Below are 17,027 nucleotides of genomic sequence, written 5' to 3' on the forward strand. Positions count from 1 at the left end.
GTTTGAAAGGCTCGTTGCATAGATCTATTATCTGATCTTACAGATAGTACCGTTTTGTACCATAAATCGTCTACTAAGTTACTTCTCTTACCATCTTTTATAGATACTTCTGTAGCAACAGTTCTAAGGATTTGGCGCTCATCCGGGGAGAAGCAGCAAGCAGAGGTTCGTCACCCCTGCACACCGACTAATCCAGGCTACTGCACAGGTACTTCTGTAGTAACATTTCTAAAGATTTGGCGCCCATCCGGGGAGAAGGACGAGGTAGAGGTTCTTCCGCACATTGATGATCGCGTTGTCTGTACAAAACAGGAATTTCATACTCATAGGCTTTGAACCAGTCATCCTGAGTTGTAATATCTCGAACTTCCAACTCAAATTTACATTCACTTTGAGGATCAGCCTGAATTTCTTCAAGTTTTTCTTGTAATCCTTCGCACAAATGACAGCCCGGTTTGCTATAGAGAATTAACAGCATTTCACACCCTCATGCTCTGTTTTGACTGATTACCGTATCAACTATGAGTTTAACAGAAATTGCGTTGCCTGTTCACAGTTTAGNCAGCATTTCACACCCTCATGCTCTGTTTTGACTGATTACCGTATCAACTATGAGTTTAACAGAAATTGCGTTGCCTGTTCACAGTTTAGCGGTTTAGAAAAGAGATACCCTTGACCCATTTCACAGTCAAGTTCTTGCAGCAGTTGCATCTGTTCAACTGTTTCAATCCCTTCGGCGATTACATCTAAGTCTAGATTGTGGGCTAAGGTGACAATTGCACGAATAATTTGAATTTTTTGACTGGATTTTTCGGAATCGGGGGAGTTTTCAAGTTTTAATCTTCGGACAAAAGACTGATCAATTTTGAGTGTATTAATCGGAAACTGATGTAAATAGCTGAGAGAGGAATAGCCCGTGCCGAAGTCATCAATTGACAACTGAATTCCTCGCCGTCTCAATTCCTCTAAAACCACAGTGGAAGCTTGAAAGTTTTTCATAATCACACTTTCAGTAATTTCGAGTTTTAAGCAGTGCGGATCGCAATCAGTCTCTTCTAAAATTTGATCAATTTTTTCTAGGATATTCGGCTGAACCAGTTGTTGACTTGAGAGGTTCACACTCATGGTTAGGGAGGGATTATAGCCGCTCTTAAGGTTGTGAGTTTCCCTGTTTTTAGAGTAAGATTGCCAAATTTTTAGCTGCTGACAAGCTTGTTTTAAAATCCAACTTCCTAAAGGAATAATCAGTCCTGTTTCTTCAGCAAGCGGAATAAATTCACTGGGAGAAACTAATCCTAGACTCGGATGTATCCAACGCACTAATGCTTCAAAACCCACAATTTTACCCTGATAAAGTTCCACAATCGGCTGATAATAAACCACAAATTCTGTCGGTTCAGGGGGTTGATTCTGAGAGGGTAATAATGGTAAAATAGAGGAACTTAAAATCAGAGAAGGAGTCAGGTCTAAATTGTATTCATCTTCCGACTCCAAGTGAGCAATAGTCGGAGATTTGACTCTCCCAAAAACGGCTTGTCGTAAGTCCGTTTCTAGACGTAACAAAGCGAGAGTATGTTGCTGCATTGTCAGATCAAATAATTCATATCTGGCTCTTCCTTTTTCCTTCGCTCGATACATCGCAATATCTGCATCTCGTAACAAATCTTCGGGATGATTGTACAAAAGACATTGATAGCTGTGTAGATTATTCGCATCAAAAGTGCAGGTTTTTTGACTGGGAACAATTCCAATACTCACCGTTGTAAAAATATCATGTCCTTGCAGATGAAAAGCTTGGGATAGCGCATCGTGAATTTTTTCCGCCATCAGTAACGCATCTTCACAGCCTTGTATATTTTCCAGTAAAACCGTGAATTCATCGCCTCCAAGTCGAGCAATGGTATGATTAGCAGTGACGCAAGCTTCCAGTCTTCGAGCAATTTCAACTAACAGTTGATCGCCAATGATATGACCTAAACTATCATTAATAACTTTAAACCGATCTAGATCCAGAAATAGGAGTGCAAACTGATAATCTTGTTCTTGTTTAGAATGCTGTAAAGCCTTTCTCAGTTGTTCGTTGAAGAAGCTGCGGTTGGGTAAATGAGTGAGTGCATCGTGAGACGCTTCATAGATTAATTGTGCTTCGGCTTGTTTGCGATCGGTGATATCTCTAATAATCAGTTGGGTGGCACTTTTTCCTTGATAATTTGCCGGAATTCCTGCCACTTCTACATCAATAATTTTACCATCAAGCCGAATTAATTTTTGCTCTTCTAGAGGAACAGACACTCGTTTTACTTCGGTTTGTTTGATTTGATGTTTAACCCGATTTATGTATTCAGGATGAATAAACTGCTCTATCGATAGACCAATAATTTCTTCGGGAGAAATAGCCCCTAATAGTTTAGCACCTGCTTGATTAATATACCTCAATTTTTTTTCACAATGAACAGCAATCGCTTCGGGGGAAAGTTCTACTAAACTGCGATAACGTTCTTCGCTTTCTCGCAAAGCTGCTTCAGCTTCCGCTTGTTTTTGTTGTGTTTTATAAATCGCTATAAAACGACCAATACTTTGAGACATTAACTCAATAATTTCTTGTTCAAGAGACTCAAAACCTTGAGTTCTAACTTGAGATGAGTAAAAATTAAGTGTTCCATAAATGACTCCATTTACCCAAATGGGTGTCCCGATATAAGATTCAAATTTCCACTGTTTAAAAGCCGAATTTTTAGGGATTTGATTGTCGGTACTCAGTTGAGTATAGGTGAGAGTTTTTTGGTGATAAATTACCCTTTTACAGTAGGTTTCATAAACGTTAAAATCACATCCCGGTTGCAACTTGTGTAGTTTCTGATTCGTGGCTTTCAGATAATAATATTCTCCATCCAATTGAGTAATCACACCCATTGACAAATCAAATATTTTACATCCCGCTAACAAATATTCCGCAAACATTTCTTGAAGATTGCGATAAATTCGCGTNTGATAAATTACCCTTTTACAGTAGGTTTCATAAACGTTAAAATCACATCCCGGTTGCAACTTGTGTAGTTTCTGATTCGTGGCTTTCAGATAATAATATTCTCCATCCAATTGAGTAATCACACCCATTGACAAATCAAATATTTTACATCCCGCTAACAAATATTCCGCAAACATTTCTTGAAGATTGCGATAAATTCGCGTGGATATTTTATGCAAATTTTTTAAGTCGGAAATAAATTTGGTTAAATCTTGAGATTTTTTATAGAGAGCAATTTCATAAGATTTTCGTTGGGTAATGTCGGTTTGAATCCCAATAAAGTGGGTGAGATGACCTTTATTATTATGAACGGGAGAAATCGAAAGTTCATTCCAAAATAGATCGCCATTTTTTCGATGATTTTGGATGATGACATGACTGGACTTTCCCTCAAAAATAGCCTCTCTTATTTGTTCAAAAGCGAGATGATTTCTATCTTTTCCTTGCANGAGATGACCTTTATTATTATGAACGGGAGAAATCGAAAGTTCATTCCAAAATAGATCGCCATTTTTTCGATGATTTTGGATGATGACATGACTGGACTTTCCCTCAAAAATAGCCTCTCTTATTTGTTCAAAAGCGAGATGATTTCTATCTTTTCCTTGCAAAAATCGGCAGTTTTTCCCTAATGCTTCTTCTCGACTATAGCCTGTCATTTTTTCAAAACCCGAATTAGCAAAAATAATCGGATTATGGGGTTGCGTTGGGTCAGTGATGACAATGCCATTATTACTACTATTAATAGCCCGTTTCATCACTTGCATCCATTCTTCGGCGCGATGACGTTCAATCGCACTTGCTAACACATTCGCAACGGCTTCTAAAAAGTGAACATCATCCTGAGTAAACAGACGATATTGGCGAGTATGAACGCTCAAAACTCCCCATGTAGATGGAGAATTTTCGGCTTGAGAGAGGTTTTTTTTAGATGAAGAATTCTCTTGGAAATCCGGTGTTTCTTCGACGCTTCCTGGAATGACGACACTGACTCCACTGACGATGCGATGATTGTGAAGCAGGGGAGTCCCAGAAAAGCGCGTTTCCACCCGCAAGTCTTCTACAATAACAGGTTGTTGGCTTGATAGGGTATATCCCGCTTGGGACTCCCGACTTGCGCTAACACTCGCATAACCGACTAACCCTTGATGCCAACCGACTCCAGCCCGCAGAAGCAAAGCATAACCATTCGGCATTAATTCTAAAACTTTGCAGTATTCAACCTCCAGGGTACGAGCCACCAGGGAAACGGCTTCATCAATCAATACCGACAAATCGAGTCCGGTTAAGGCTCGTTGTCCGAGATAAGCAACCGCCGCTTGTTGCTGGGCTTGCGCCTGTAGCGTGGCGAGTAACTGATGTTCAACTTGAGACGAAGATTGACGGTTACTCAGCTCCCGATTAATACTAACATAACCGAGAAGGTCATTCAACTCATCTCGCAGAGGAATTAAAGTGCTTTCACAAGTTAGAGTGCTACCCGTTTTGCGGGTATAATTGAACTCGTAGGTGTTTTTAATATCGGCTTTTACAGGCACTTCACAGGAGGTCAAAGAGGTTTGATATTCCGAGGCAATCAGAGCATCAAAAATCGGTAAATTAAATTCAGCGATAAACCGACCGATGACTTCAGATTGAGCATATCCAAAGAGGCGTTCAGCCGTTGAATTCCAGTCCATAATTTTACCGTGAGGGTCGATCAAAATGATGGCTTCTTGTAGATTTTGAATCTGTGATAGCTGTTGGAGCAATATGTTATCAACAATTTGTCGGCGACTCAGATTAACGAAGGTGAGGATAATCGCAGGTTCGTCATTGTAGGTAAAGGATTGCATAGACAGAGAAGCCCAAAAGCCTTTATCCTTTCGTCGTTTGAGTTGAACTTCAAGATTATCAATTGTTCCCCTTTGATCGAGCATTTTTAACAAGATCTCATAATCTTCGTAGCGGTAGTAGAGATCGGATTGTGAATATTCTTTTTGTTTTTCTGCGGATAATCCAAGAGTCTGACTAAATCGAATATTGCAGTAAATTAAGCTCTGATCAGTTGCCCGAAAAATAGCGAGTGGCACGGGTGTAAATTCAACAATGCTCTGGATTTCGTTTAAACTGAGTTTTTGGGTATTTTTCATCTCTAAACCTGCATGAGAATAGCGGATGACAGAATGATTGATTCTCTCTAGTTTTTCATCCTCTTTATGCTGATTGTTTTGAGACACTACTAAATTCCTTGAAGGTTTTTTCTTTAGGGTTTTACTAACTTTGTTTTAAACAGAAAACCTCATTTGTGATTTTTTAATCAATCTTAAAACTTGATCTTAGGTGTCCTATAATTGGAGACAGTTGATCATTTGAACTGAGATTCATTTTACTCGGATTTGGCCGAGCATTATGACTTTCTTAAAAAAACTTTAATAAAGGGTAAACGACTGCAACTCCAGTCAACTCTAATGTTCCTCCTCTCAATGTATAACTGTATGTTCGATCTCTCGTGGAAAATACGGTTTTTTACGGTTTTTTGATGAAAACAAGCTAAGGTTTCTCCGTAAAAACACGGATTTCCTTATTTTAACTAGAATTAATTAATAACCAGGAGTTTGAGGATTAGCCGCCCAAATCTTCAACATCAACTCTGAGCGTTGTTGAACAAGCCTTAGAAAGTCTACTGACAAAGTTGTTAAAAAGTCTATGACATCCAATAAACCTCCTATTCTGTTAACTCTTTTAGTTTTAGCACTGCTTGGAAGTTCAATTTTTCTGAATTTCCTGCTATTTAACCGAGGTAAACAATATTACCTTGAACTCAATCTAACCCGCCTAGACCCCTTGGGTTGGAACGCCTATCCTCTAGACTCAAACCCACCCCCGAAAACTAATTCTAGAGTGCGTTTAGTCTTTTTTGGGGACTCCCGAGCCGCGAGTTGGCTATCACCCGATATGGAGGGATATGAATTTATTAACCGGGGAATTGGTTCCCAGACTTCGATACAAACCCTTCAACGATTTGAGCAACATATTAAACCCCTAGAACCCGATATCGTGCTGATTCAAGTTGGGGTTAACGACTTAAAAACGATTCCCTTATTTCCGAAGCGAAAAGAATTAACCATTGCTGATTGTAAAACGAATATTCAGCAAATTGTAGAACAATCAAAAGCGTTAGGTGCAGTCGTTATCTTAACCCCTATTTTACCAGTCGGGGAAATACCCCTTGAACGTAAACCCTTCTGGTCAGATGATGTTGGTCTGGCGATTAAAGAAGTGAATACCTACATTAACAGTTTGGCGAGTGAAAACGTTATTATATTTGATCCGTTCTCGATTTTGGTTGATGAAAAAGGGGTTGTCAAACGGGAATATAGCAAAGATGAATTGCATCTAAACTCCCAGGGATACAAGGTACTAAATCAAGAATTCATACAGTTCTTAAACTCCCTATAATAAAATAATAGTAGAAACGTTATAGCGGTGTGCGCTCGTATGAGGTACAAACCAGAAACCCGGTTTCTGCTAGAAACCGGGTTTCTACCCATTAAACTCTCTATAATAAAATAATAGTAAAAACGTTCAAGGTAATGATGACGGCAACTTTTTCTGATAATGCGATCGCAATTCCGCCCCTGCGCGAGTGGCATCCAGCAACTTGGGAAGATTATATCACCTTGCGGGATGCTCCCATTAAAGAGCGCATGAAGTTAGCGTATAATCAAGAAAAACTCTGGATTGATATGGGTGGAGAAGGGATTAATCATTCAATTGTTAGCGATTTTTTTACCAGTTTACTGTTTTTTTGGGCAATTAAACGACCCGAACAAATGTTTACCTCTTTGGGAAGATGTTTAATTGAAAAACCCGAAACTCAAGCCTGTGCGCCGGATTTGGTATTGTATATTGGAGAAGATTATCCCCAGTGGAAACCGGGAGAACCTGATGCAATTAACTTAACTCAGTGGCGAGTTCCGAACTTAGTCGGAGAAATATCAGATACAACGTTAGCAGATGATTTAGACCAACAAAAACATCTCTATGAAGCGTTAGAAATCCCCGAATATTGGGTGATAGATGTACGCGGAAAGCGAGTATTTTCCTTTCAGTTACAAGAGGGAAAATACAAAATTTGTACCGAATCTCTGGCGTTGAATGGGTTGCCGATTTCCGTGTTAGAAGAAACATTAAAACGACTCAGCNAATCCCCGAATATTGGGTGATAGATGTACGCGGAAAGCGAGTATTTTCCTTTCAGTTACAAGAGGGAAAATACAAAATTTGTACCGAATCTCTGGCGTTGAATGGGTTGCCGATTTCCGTGTTAGAAGAAACATTAAAACGACTCAGCGAGGGAACTAATACCAGTGCAGCCGCTTGGTTTACTCAACAAATTGTTAACTTATCCAATTCTTAAACAATATAAATGCTTTGAGCGTTCCGGTGAAAATTGGGGCGATCGCCATTTTACTTTTATTATGATTCAATCAAAACTGCTATAATTAGTTAGGTTAAATCGTTCAGGAGATACAATCATGCAGGCATTTGAAGTCATGGGAACCGTTGATGAAAAAGGGCAATTGGTTTTAGATCAGTCCCTAGAAATCGGTCAGAAAAGTCGGGTAAAAGTCATTATATTAGTGACTCAAGATAATGAATCTGAATCCGATCCAGATGATACCCCAGTTGAAGAAATTAAAGCCAGTTTAAGACGGGCGTTAAAGGAAATGAAATCTGGACAAAGAATTCCTTTAGAAAAAATGTGGGAGGGGATAGATGCAGAATAATTCATCATTTGTTAATATTGATTTAACACCTGAGTATAAACGAAATTTAAAAGAGTTAGCCAAAAAATACCGAAATATTCGTTCTGATACTCAGTCTGTTATTACAGAACTACAAAAGGGGAATTTCCTTGGCGATCGCTTATCTGGATTTGGGGAAAATTATTTTATCTATAAAGTTAGAGTGAAAAATAGTAATCTTCAAAAAGGGAAAAGCGCAGGCTATCGGTTAATTTATTGTGTTGAATCTCCCAATTCAGTTTTATTGTTAACAATTTACAGTAAATCTGAACAGGAAGATATTAGCGTTCAGGCAATTAATTCTATTCTAGATGAATTTGAAGCTGATGAAATATCTGAACAATGAAAAAATACCACTGTAGCCGCTTGGTTTACTCAACGAATTGTTAACTTATCCAACTATTCGCGATCGCCATATTTCGTCAAGCAGGTAATATAGTTAAAGAGAGATGATGCTATGACGGCTATTACAAAGTTGGAAATGGGGAGATGTGAACAATGGCTACAGACAAAGCGTACCGCGAAGCAGAACAACGCATTGAAAAGGCACGGCAAGAGGGTGCAACCGAACTCGACCTTAGAAATCTGAGACTGACTGAGTTACCCGAGGCGATCGGCAACCTCTCCCAATTGCAGGAGCTTAACCTCTATCACAACCAACTGACAACCCTACCGGAAGTAATCGGCAACCTCTCCCAGTTGCAGTCGCTTGACCTCGGTGGCAACCAACTAACAACCCTACCGGAATCTTTTGGCAACCTCTCCCAATTGCAGAGGCTTAACCTCGAATGCAACCAACTGACAGAGTTACCGGAATCATTCGGCAACCTCTCCCAATTGCAGTTGCTTTTGCTCAATGACAACCCACTAACGGAGTTACCGGAAGTGGTCGGCAACCTCTCCCAATTGCAGGCGCTTTCCCTCAATAACAACCAACTAACGGAGTTACCGAAAGTGATCAGCCAACTCTCCCAATTGCAGGCGCTTGACCTTGGTAACAACCCACTAATAACCCTACTGGAAGTGATCGGCAACCTCTCCCAATTGCAGACGCTTGACCTCGAAAGCAACGAACTGACGGAGTTACCGGAAGTGATCGGCAACCTCTCCCAATTGCAGGAGCTTAACCTTGGTAACAACCAACTGACAACCCTACAGGAAGTGATCAGCCAACTCTCCCAATTGCAGTCGCTTGAGCTTGGTAACAACCAACTGACAACCCTACCGGAAGTGATCAGCCAACTCTCCCAATTGCAGACGCTTGACCTCCAAAGCAACCCACTAACAACCCTACCGGAATCTTTCGGCAACCTCTCCCAATTGCAGTCGCTTTACCTCCATGAAAACCAACTAACAACCCTACCGGAATNCAATTGCAGGAGCTTTACCTCCAAAGCAACCAACTGACGGAGTTACCGGAAGTGATCGGCAACCTCTCCCAATTGCAGACGCTTTACCTTCAAAGCAACCAACTGACGGAGTTACCCGAGGCGATCGGCAACCTCTCCCAATTGCAGAGGCTTTACCTCAATGACAACCAACTGACAACCCTACCGGAATCTTTCGGCAACCTCTCCCAATTGCAGCAACTTTACCTCGAAAGCAACGAACTAACAACCCTACCGGAATCTTTCGGCAACCTCTCCCAATTGCAGACGCTTTACCTCCAAAGCAACCAACTGACGGAGTTACCGGAAGNTCGGCAACCTCTCCCAATTGCAGACGCTTTACCTCCAAAGCAACCAACTGACGGAGTTACCGGAAGTGATCGGCAACCTCTCCCAATTGCAGTGGCTTAACCTCAATGACAACCAACTGACAACCCTACCGGAATCTTTCGGCAACCTTTCCCAATTGCAGACGCTTTACCTTCAAAGCAACCAACTGACGGAGTTACCGGAATCTTTAGCCAGCCTCTCCCAATTGCAGAACCTTTTGCTCGATGAAATAATAGCCACAGACGAAGCATACCGCCAAGCAGAACAACGAATTGAAAAGGCACGGCAAGAGGGTGCAACCGAACTCGACCTGAGCAATCTGGGACTGACTGAGTTACCCGAGGCAATTGGTCAACTGGTTGATCTGAAAGTTCTGAAGCTGGGATATGAGTATGGGAAAAAGGGCGATCGCAACCAACTGACGGAGTTACCGGAATCTTTCGGCAACCTCTCCCAATTGCGGAAGCTTAACCTCAGTCACAACCAACTGACGGAGTTACCGGAATCATTCGGCAACCTCTCCCAATTGCAGAAGCTTGACCTCAATGACAATCAACTGACAACCCTACCGGAATCTTTCGGCAACCTCTCCCAATTGCAGGAGCTTAACCTCGAAAGCAACGAACTGACGGAGTTACCGGAATCATTCGGCAACCTCTCCCAATTGCAGACGCTTTACCTCTATAGGAACGAACTAACGGAGTTACCAGAATCTTTCGGCAACCTCTCCCAATTAGAGACGCTTAACCTCGAAAGCAACGAACTGACGGAGTTACCGGAATCTTTCGGCAACCTCTCCCAATTGCAGACGCTTGACCTCAATGACAACCAACTAACAACCCTACCGGAANAACTGACGGAGTTACCGGAATCTTTCGGCAACCTCTCCCAATTGCAGACGCTTGACCTCAATGACAACCAACTAACAACCCTACCGGAATCTTTCGGCAACCTCTCCCAATTGCAGGAGCTTGACCTCGAAAACAACCAACTGACGGAGTTACCGGAATCTTTCGGCAACCTCTCCCAATTGCAGACGCTTGAGCTCTATGGGAACCCACTACCAACCCTACCGGAATCTTTCTTTTTGCCGCCGCTTGACCTCGATAAAATAATGGCTACATACGAACCCTACCGCGAAGCATACCGACGCATTGAAAAGGCACGGCAAGAGGGTGCAACCGAACTCGACCTGAGCGATCTGGAACTGACGGATTTACCCGAGGCGATCGGCAAACTCTCCCAATTGCAGACGCTTGACCTTAATAGCAACCAACTGAGAACCCTACCGGAAGCTTTTGGCAACCTCTCCCAATTGCAGACGCTTGAGCTTGGTAGCAACCAACTGAGAACCCTACCGGAAGCTTTTGGCAACCTCTCCCAATTGCAGGAGCTTTTCCTCCGTGACAACCAACTGACAACCCTACCGGAAGCTTTCGGCAACCTCTCCCAATTGCAGTGGCTTGACCTCAGTTACAACCAACTGACGGAGTTACCGGAATCTTTCGGCAACCTCTCCCAATTGCAGACGCTTTACCTCAATGAAAACGGACTGGAGTTACCGGAATCTTTCGGCAACCTCTCCCAATTGCAGACGCTTGAGCTTGGTAGCAACCAACTGACGGAGTTACCGGAATCTTTCGGCAACCTCTCCCAATTGCAGACGCTTGACCTCAATGAAAACCAACTAACAACCCTACCGGAATCTTTCGGCAACCTCTCCCAATTGCAGAGGCTTGACCTCAGTTACAACCAACTGACGGAGTTACCGGAATCTTTCGGCAACCTCTCCCAATTGCAGAGGCTTGAGCTTGGTAGCAACCAACTGACGGAGTTACCGGAATCTTTCGGCAACCTCTCCCAATTGCAGAGGCTTGACCTCTATGAAAACCAACTGACAACCCTACCGGAAGCTTTTGGCAACCTCTCCCAATTGCAGACGCTTTACCTTCGTAGCACCGAACTGACGGAGTTACCGGAATCTTTCGGCAACCTCTCCCAATTGCAGACGCTTCACCTCGAAAGCTACGAACTGACAACCCTACCGGAATCTTTCGGCAACCTCTCCCAATTGCAGGCGCTTCACCTCTCTATCAACGAACTAACAACCCTACTGGAAGTTATTAGCCAACTCTCCCAATTGCAGACGCTTGACCTTAGTGGCAACGGACTGACGGAGTTACCGGAATCTTTCGGCAACCTCTCCCAATTGCAGAAGCTTAACCTCAATAACAACCAACTGACAACCCTACCAGAAGTTATTAGCCAACTCTCCCAATTGCAGACGCTTGACCTTAGTAGCAACGGACTGACGGAGTTACCGGAACCTTTCGGCAACCTCTCCCAATTGCAGACGCTTAAGCTCAGTTACAACCAACTGACAACCCTACCAGAAGTTATCGGCAACCTCTCCCAATTGCGGGAGCTTAACCTCTATAACAACCAACTGACAACCCTACCGGAATCTTTCGGCAACCTCTCCCAATTGCAGACGCTTGACCTCAATAACAACCAACTGACAACCCTACCGGAATCTTTCGGCAACCTCTCCCAATTGCAGAAGCTTGACCTTCGTAGCAACCAACTGACAACCCTACCGGAAGTTATCAGCCAACTCTCCCAATTGCAGGAGCTTCTCCTCAATAACAACCAACTAACAACCCTACCGGAATCTTTNACAACCCTACCGGAAGTTATCAGCCAACTCTCCCAATTGCAGGAGCTTCTCCTCAATAACAACCAACTAACAACCCTACCGGAATCTTTCGGCAACCTCTCCCAATTGCAGACGCTTGACCTCAGTTACAACCAACTGAAAACCCGACCGGAAGTTATCAGCCAACTCTCCCAATTGCGGTGGCCTAACCTCAATAACAACCCACTAACAACCTGACCGGAATCTTTCAGCCAGCCGTTTTTCAAGAATTAACAGAAGATTAATAGATGTTAAACGTGACCATTGATGAAATTTTGAGCGACCCGTTAAAATATCTAAGCCAAGTTAAAGCGGGTGAAACGTTTGTTATTATCCAAGCCGATCAACCTATTGCTGAACTTAGACCGATTCCACCCCGTAATAAAAAACTCAGACCTTATGGTTTATGCGCCGGAGAATTCACTGTTTCCGATGACTTTGATGCACCTTTACCCGATGATATTTTGAGTGCCTTTGAGGAACAATGAAAATTTTATTAGATACACATATTTTTTTGTGGTTTATTAGTGGAGATGATCAACTATAAACAGATATTTGTAACGCTATTTGCCATCTAAATAACGAAATTTTTCTCAGTATGGAGAGTTGTGAATATTTCCACAAGAGAAAATAACCGTATTTTTTGCATCTACAAACTTGGGGGGTTTATCGATACCATAATCAAAGATACCTATATGGAGAACATCAACTATGCTAGAAGCCTACCGTAAACACGCCGCCGATCGCGCCGCCCTGGGGATTCCGCCCCTACCCCTCAACGCTCAACAAACCTCCGAACTCTGTGAACTCCTGAAAAACCCGCCAGAAGCCGAGAAAGAATTCTTAATGGAGTTGCTACGCGATCGCATTCCCCCCGGAGTTGATGAAGCCGCNCCCGCCAGAAGCCGAGAAAGAATTCTTAATGGAGTTGCTACGCGATCGCATTCCCCCCGGAGTTGATGAAGCCGCCTACGTCAAAGCGGGATTTTTAACCGCCGTCGCCAAGGGAGAAATTCACTGTCCCCTGCTATCTCCTCAAGGCGCGATTAATTTATTGGGGACAATGATTGGCGGTTATAATGTTCAATCTTTGGTGAGTTTCCTAAAATCTTCTGACTCTAATATTGCCGCAGAAGCCGCCACTGCCCTTAGTACAATTACGTTAGCTTTTGACACCTTTAACGATGTTCTCGCCCTCTCTGAAGTCAATCCCTACGCCAAACAAGTGATAGATGCTTGGGCGGAAGCTGACTGGTTTATTCGTCGTTCAAAAGTTCCTGAAAGCATCACCGTAACTGTTTTTAAAGTTGGGGGTGAAACCAACACCGATGACTTATCTCCCGCCCCCCATGCCACCACTCGCCCGGATATTCCCCTTCATGCTTTGGTGATGTTAGAGTCAAGAATGCCGGAGGGAATTCAAACGATTGCTGAACTCAAACAAAAAGGTCATCCTGTCGCTTATGTTGGCGATGTTGTGGGAACCGGTTCTTCACGGAAATCGGCAATTAATTCGCTGTTGTGGCATATTGGCGATGATATTCCTTTTGTTCCGAATAAACGGGCGGGCGGTTATATTTTGGGCGGAAAAATTGCCCCTATTTTCTTTAATACAGCCGAAGATTCTGGGGCGTTACCTATAGAATGTGATGTCACTTCTCTGAATACAGGTGATGTGATTACCATTTATCCCTACAAAGGAGAAATTACCAAAGTAGGGGCGAATGGTGATTCGCCCGAAGTTATTTCTACCTTCACATTAAAGCCCGAAACCATATTAGATGAAGTTCGCGCAGGCGGACGAATTCCCTTACTTATTGGACGCAGTTTAACGGATAAAACCCGTGAAGCTTTGGGTTATAAACCCTCAACTTTATTCACCCGTCCAATCACTCCAGAAGACACTGGAAAAGGCTTCACTCTCGCTCAAAAAATGGTCGGAAAAGCTTGTGCTTTACCGGGAGTTCGTCCGGGGACTTCTTGTGAACCGATGATGACAACAGTAGGTTCTCAAGATACTACTGGACCGATGACCAGAGATGAGTTAAAAGAACTCGCTTGTTTAGGATTTTCTGCTGATTTAGTGATGCAAAGTTTCTGTCATACTGCGGCTTATCCTAAACCCGTTGACATCAAAACTCACCAACTATTACCCGATTTCTTCGCAACACGAGGCGGGGTTGCATTGCGTCCCGGTGATGGTATTATTCACTCTTGGTTAAACCGAATGTTGTTACCGGATACAGTGGGAACAGGGGGAGATTCTCACACTCGTTTTCCATTAGGAATTTCCTTCCCCGCAGGTTCAGGTTTAGTGGCGTTTGCTGCGGCTTTAGGCGTCATGCCATTAGATATGCCAGAATCGGTTTTAGTGAAGTTTTCAGGGGAATTACAACCCGGTGTAACGCTGCGAGATATTGTCAATGCTATTCCTTGGGTAGCGATGCAACAAGGAAAGTTAACTGTTGGCAAAGAGAACAAACAAAATGTGTTCAACGGCCGTATTATGGAGATGGAAGGCTTACCGGATTTAAAAGTTGAACAAGCTTTTGAATTAACGGATGCAACGGCGGAACGGTCTTGTGCAGGGTCTACAATTAAGTTAGGCGTTGAGACAATTTCTGAATATTTGCGGTCAAATATTGCCTTGATGACAAATATGATTGCACGCGGATATCAGGATAGTAAAACCTTAACCCGTCGGATTGCGAAAATGCAACAATGGTTAGCCAATCCTCAGTTAATGGAAGCCGACCCCGATGCAGAATATGCTGATATTATCGAAGTCAATTTGAACGACATCAAAGAACCGATTGTTGCTGCACCCAATGACCCCGATAATATTAAGTTAATGTCGGAATGTGCCGGGGATAAAATTGATGAGGTATTCATCGGTTCTTGTATGACGAATATCGGCCATTATCGGGCTGCGGCGAAGGTATTAGAAGGGGAAAAAGTGAAGGTTCGGTTGTGGGTTTGTCCTCCAACTCGCATGGACGAACAACAGTTAAGAAATGAAGGGATTTACGGTGTATTTGCTGCGGCAGGTGCAAGAACAGAAATGCCCGGATGTTCGCTATGTATGGGGAATCAAGCAAGGGTTGAAGATGGCGTAACAGTGTTTTCAACTTCGACTCGAAACTTCAATAATCGCATGGGTAAAGATGCGCGAGTTTATCTCGGTTCGGCGGAATTAGCAGCAGTTTGTGCGGTGTTAGGACGCATTCCAACGGTTGAGGAATACAAGGAGATTATTACCAAGAAACTCGACCCGTTTGCTGCGGATTTATACCGTTATCTCAACTTCAATGAAATTGAAGGTTTTGAAGATGAAGGACGGGTTATTTCCGTTGAGGATATGCCAAAAATTGAGGATATTTTGGGTATTCCTGCGGGTGCGTTAAGCTAAGATTGTTGGGTGGGCAAATGCCCACCTTATTTGTTATAATAGATTTGTATTTAATTAAAAAGTTTAGAAATTACAAAATGGCTCAAATATTTCCATCTGAAGAAAATATCTCAAGATTAAAAGTACAACCAACGGAAGGTGAGAGGTACTTATTAAATTATCTAAATGAAACGTTAGATGATCGGTTTGAAATATACTACCAACCTTTTTTGAATGGAGATCAGCCAGACATTATTATTATGCGAAAAAACTCGGGTGTTATGATCATAGAAGTTAAGGACTGGAATTTATCATCTTATTATGTAGACAACTCAAAGCAATGGAGATTAAAAAATAATAATTCTATTTTGAAATCGCCAATTGAGCAAGTTAAAACATACAAAAATAATCTATTCGACTTACATATTGAGAATTTACTGGAACGAAAAATAGAAAATAATAAGTTTTATGGCATTGTGCATTGTGCCGTTTATTTCCATAACGAAGATGAAAATAGTTTAAACAGATTTTTAGAAAATGCCTTCGAGTCTGAAAATGATAGAAAATATATAAATGTTTTTGGTAGAGATTCTCTGCATCCTCAAAAAATCAGGATAATCCTTAGTCAAGCAAATCTCTATCAGAGTTCATCACTTTTCGATGAACAAATTTACAATAGTTTTAGAAGATACCTTCAGCCGACGTTTCATACAATCGAACAGGGCGTAGAAATTAACTTAACAGCCAGACAGAAAAAATTAACAGTTAGTAAGCCTCGTTCAAACCAAAAGATTAAAGGTGTTGCTGGTTCTGGAAAAACACTGATATTAGCACGGAGAGCTGTAAATGCACATAAAAGAACGGGTGAAAAAGTCTTAATACTTACTTACAATATAACCCTGAAAAACTATATCCATGACAAAATTAGTGAAGTAAGAGAAGAATTTAGCTGGGATAGCTTTTATATAAACAACTATCATAGCTTTATCGGATCAGAGTTAAATAACTTAGGAATAAAATCTGTTACACCTGAAGGATTTGACACCTGGAAAAGTGATAAAAAAACCAAATATTTTGAAGAAAATTATTATTCTAACGAAGAACTATTTGAGGAAGTTAAACACAAGATAAATAAGTATTCTGTTATCTTAATAGATGAATTTCAAGATTATAAAGAGGAATGGCAAAAAATTATCAGGAAATACTTCCTGGATGAAGAGGGTGAATATGTAGTATTTGGAGATGTTAAACAAAATATCTATAACAGAGCGTTAGATAAATACAAAGATTTTAAGGCTGTAGGTATACCTGGGGCTTGGAATGTGGTGAAAGAATCATTTAGATTATCTAAGAAGACAGCAGATATATCTGAAAAGTTTCAAGAGTTTATTTTTAAAGACAAGTACAT

13 protein-coding genes and 4 pseudogenes are annotated in these 17,027 nt (G+C 41.9%); 13 read left to right on the top strand and 4 right to left on the bottom strand.

Annotated features, from left to right (window positions below; translation table 11 throughout):
* Positions 1-187: 187 nt before the first annotated feature.
* From WN50_RS17570 to WN50_RS37675, 4 genes and pseudogenes are all read right to left on the bottom strand, one after another.
* Positions 188-478 (bottom strand): glutaredoxin family protein, encoded by a 291-nt coding sequence (locus tag WN50_RS17570; RefSeq protein ID WP_046280317.1) that lies wholly within the window; start codon positions 476-478, stop codon positions 188-190.
* A gap of 131 nt (positions 479-609) precedes the next feature.
* The coding region (locus WN50_RS36355; protein ID WP_235441008.1) for a bifunctional diguanylate cyclase/phosphodiesterase at positions 610-2,988 on the bottom strand (2,379 nt) is incomplete at its 5' end.
* Between the two features lies 1 nt (position 2,989).
* Positions 2,990-3,438: pseudogene (locus tag WN50_RS37670) on the bottom strand (PAS domain-containing protein); the annotation flags it as partial.
* A 39-nt stretch (positions 3,439-3,477) separates the two neighbouring features.
* A pseudogene (locus WN50_RS37675) lies at positions 3,478-5,160 on the bottom strand (PAS domain-containing protein); the annotation flags it as partial.
* A 556-nt stretch (positions 5,161-5,716) separates the two neighbouring features.
* Here WN50_RS37675 and WN50_RS17580 point away from each other — a divergent pair.
* From WN50_RS17580 to WN50_RS17625, 13 genes and pseudogenes are all read left to right on the top strand, one after another.
* Positions 5,717-6,469, top strand: coding sequence for a GDSL-type esterase/lipase family protein (locus WN50_RS17580; RefSeq protein ID WP_046280318.1), 753 nt, complete (start codon positions 5,717-5,719; stop codon positions 6,467-6,469).
* Positions 6,470-6,603: 134 nt separating this feature from the next.
* A partial coding sequence (locus tag WN50_RS17585) for a Uma2 family endonuclease (protein WP_235441009.1) occupies positions 6,604-7,215 on the top strand: 612 nt, incomplete at its 3' end.
* Positions 7,216-7,548: 333 nt separating this feature from the next.
* Positions 7,549-7,800, top strand: a complete 252-nt coding sequence (locus WN50_RS17595) for a type II toxin-antitoxin system RelN family antitoxin (RefSeq protein ID WP_046277649.1) — start codon at positions 7,549-7,551, stop codon at positions 7,798-7,800.
* Positions 7,790-8,164, top strand: a complete 375-nt coding sequence (locus WN50_RS17600; RefSeq protein WP_046277648.1) for a type II toxin-antitoxin system RelE family toxin — start codon at positions 7,790-7,792, stop codon at positions 8,162-8,164. The genes WN50_RS17595 and WN50_RS17600 overlap by 11 nt, the downstream gene beginning before the upstream one ends.
* Positions 8,165-8,316: 152 nt before the next feature.
* A partial coding sequence (locus tag WN50_RS37680; RefSeq protein ID WP_425354819.1) for a leucine-rich repeat domain-containing protein occupies positions 8,317-9,187 on the top strand: 871 nt, incomplete at its 3' end.
* 4 nt (positions 9,188-9,191) lie between these two features.
* On the top strand, positions 9,192-9,516 hold a 325-nt coding region (locus tag WN50_RS37685), incomplete at its 3' end, for a leucine-rich repeat domain-containing protein (RefSeq protein WP_425354820.1).
* A gap of 1 nt (position 9,517) precedes the next feature.
* Positions 9,518-10,386, top strand: a pseudogene (locus WN50_RS37690) (leucine-rich repeat domain-containing protein); the annotation flags it as partial.
* A gap of 3 nt (positions 10,387-10,389) precedes the next feature.
* Positions 10,390-12,212: leucine-rich repeat domain-containing protein (locus WN50_RS37695; protein ID WP_425354821.1), on the top strand; the 1,823-nt coding region annotated here is incomplete at its 3' end.
* A 37-nt stretch (positions 12,213-12,249) separates the two neighbouring features.
* Entirely contained in the window at positions 12,250-12,429 is a 180-nt protein-coding gene (locus tag WN50_RS37700) for a leucine-rich repeat domain-containing protein (RefSeq protein ID WP_425354822.1), read from the top strand.
* 50 nt (positions 12,430-12,479) lie between these two features.
* Positions 12,480-12,719, top strand: coding sequence for a type II toxin-antitoxin system Phd/YefM family antitoxin (locus WN50_RS17615; protein ID WP_046277647.1), 240 nt, complete (start codon positions 12,480-12,482; stop codon positions 12,717-12,719).
* A gap of 223 nt (positions 12,720-12,942) precedes the next feature.
* On the top strand, positions 12,943-13,124 hold a 182-nt coding region (locus tag WN50_RS37160), incomplete at its 3' end, for a hypothetical protein (RefSeq protein ID WP_342586765.1).
* 1 nt (position 13,125) lies between these two features.
* Positions 13,126-15,640: pseudogene (gene acnB, locus WN50_RS17620) on the top strand (bifunctional aconitate hydratase 2/2-methylisocitrate dehydratase); the annotation flags it as partial.
* A gap of 77 nt (positions 15,641-15,717) precedes the next feature.
* A partial coding sequence (locus tag WN50_RS17625; protein WP_160315399.1) for a nuclease-related domain-containing DEAD/DEAH box helicase occupies positions 15,718-17,027 on the top strand: 1,310 nt, incomplete at its 3' end.

It is taken from the genome of Limnoraphis robusta CS-951 (assembly GCF_000972705.2).

Bases quoted from the DNA above. Each gene is read 5' to 3' on its own strand.
- WN50_RS17595 (WP_046277649.1), top strand. From the start codon at position 7,549: ATGCAGGCATTTGAAGTCATGGGAACCGTTGATGAAAAAGGGCAATTG.
- WN50_RS17580 (WP_046280318.1), top strand. From the start codon at position 5,717: ATGACATCCAATAAACCTCCTATTCTGTTAACTCTTTTAGTTTTAGCA.
- WN50_RS17570 (WP_046280317.1), bottom strand. From the start codon at position 478: ATGCTGTTAATTCTCTATAGCAAACCGGGCTGTCATTTGTGCGAAGGA.
- WN50_RS17615 (WP_046277647.1), top strand. From the start codon at position 12,480: ATGTTAAACGTGACCATTGATGAAATTTTGAGCGACCCGTTAAAATAT.
- WN50_RS17600 (WP_046277648.1), top strand. From the start codon at position 7,790: ATGCAGAATAATTCATCATTTGTTAATATTGATTTAACACCTGAGTAT.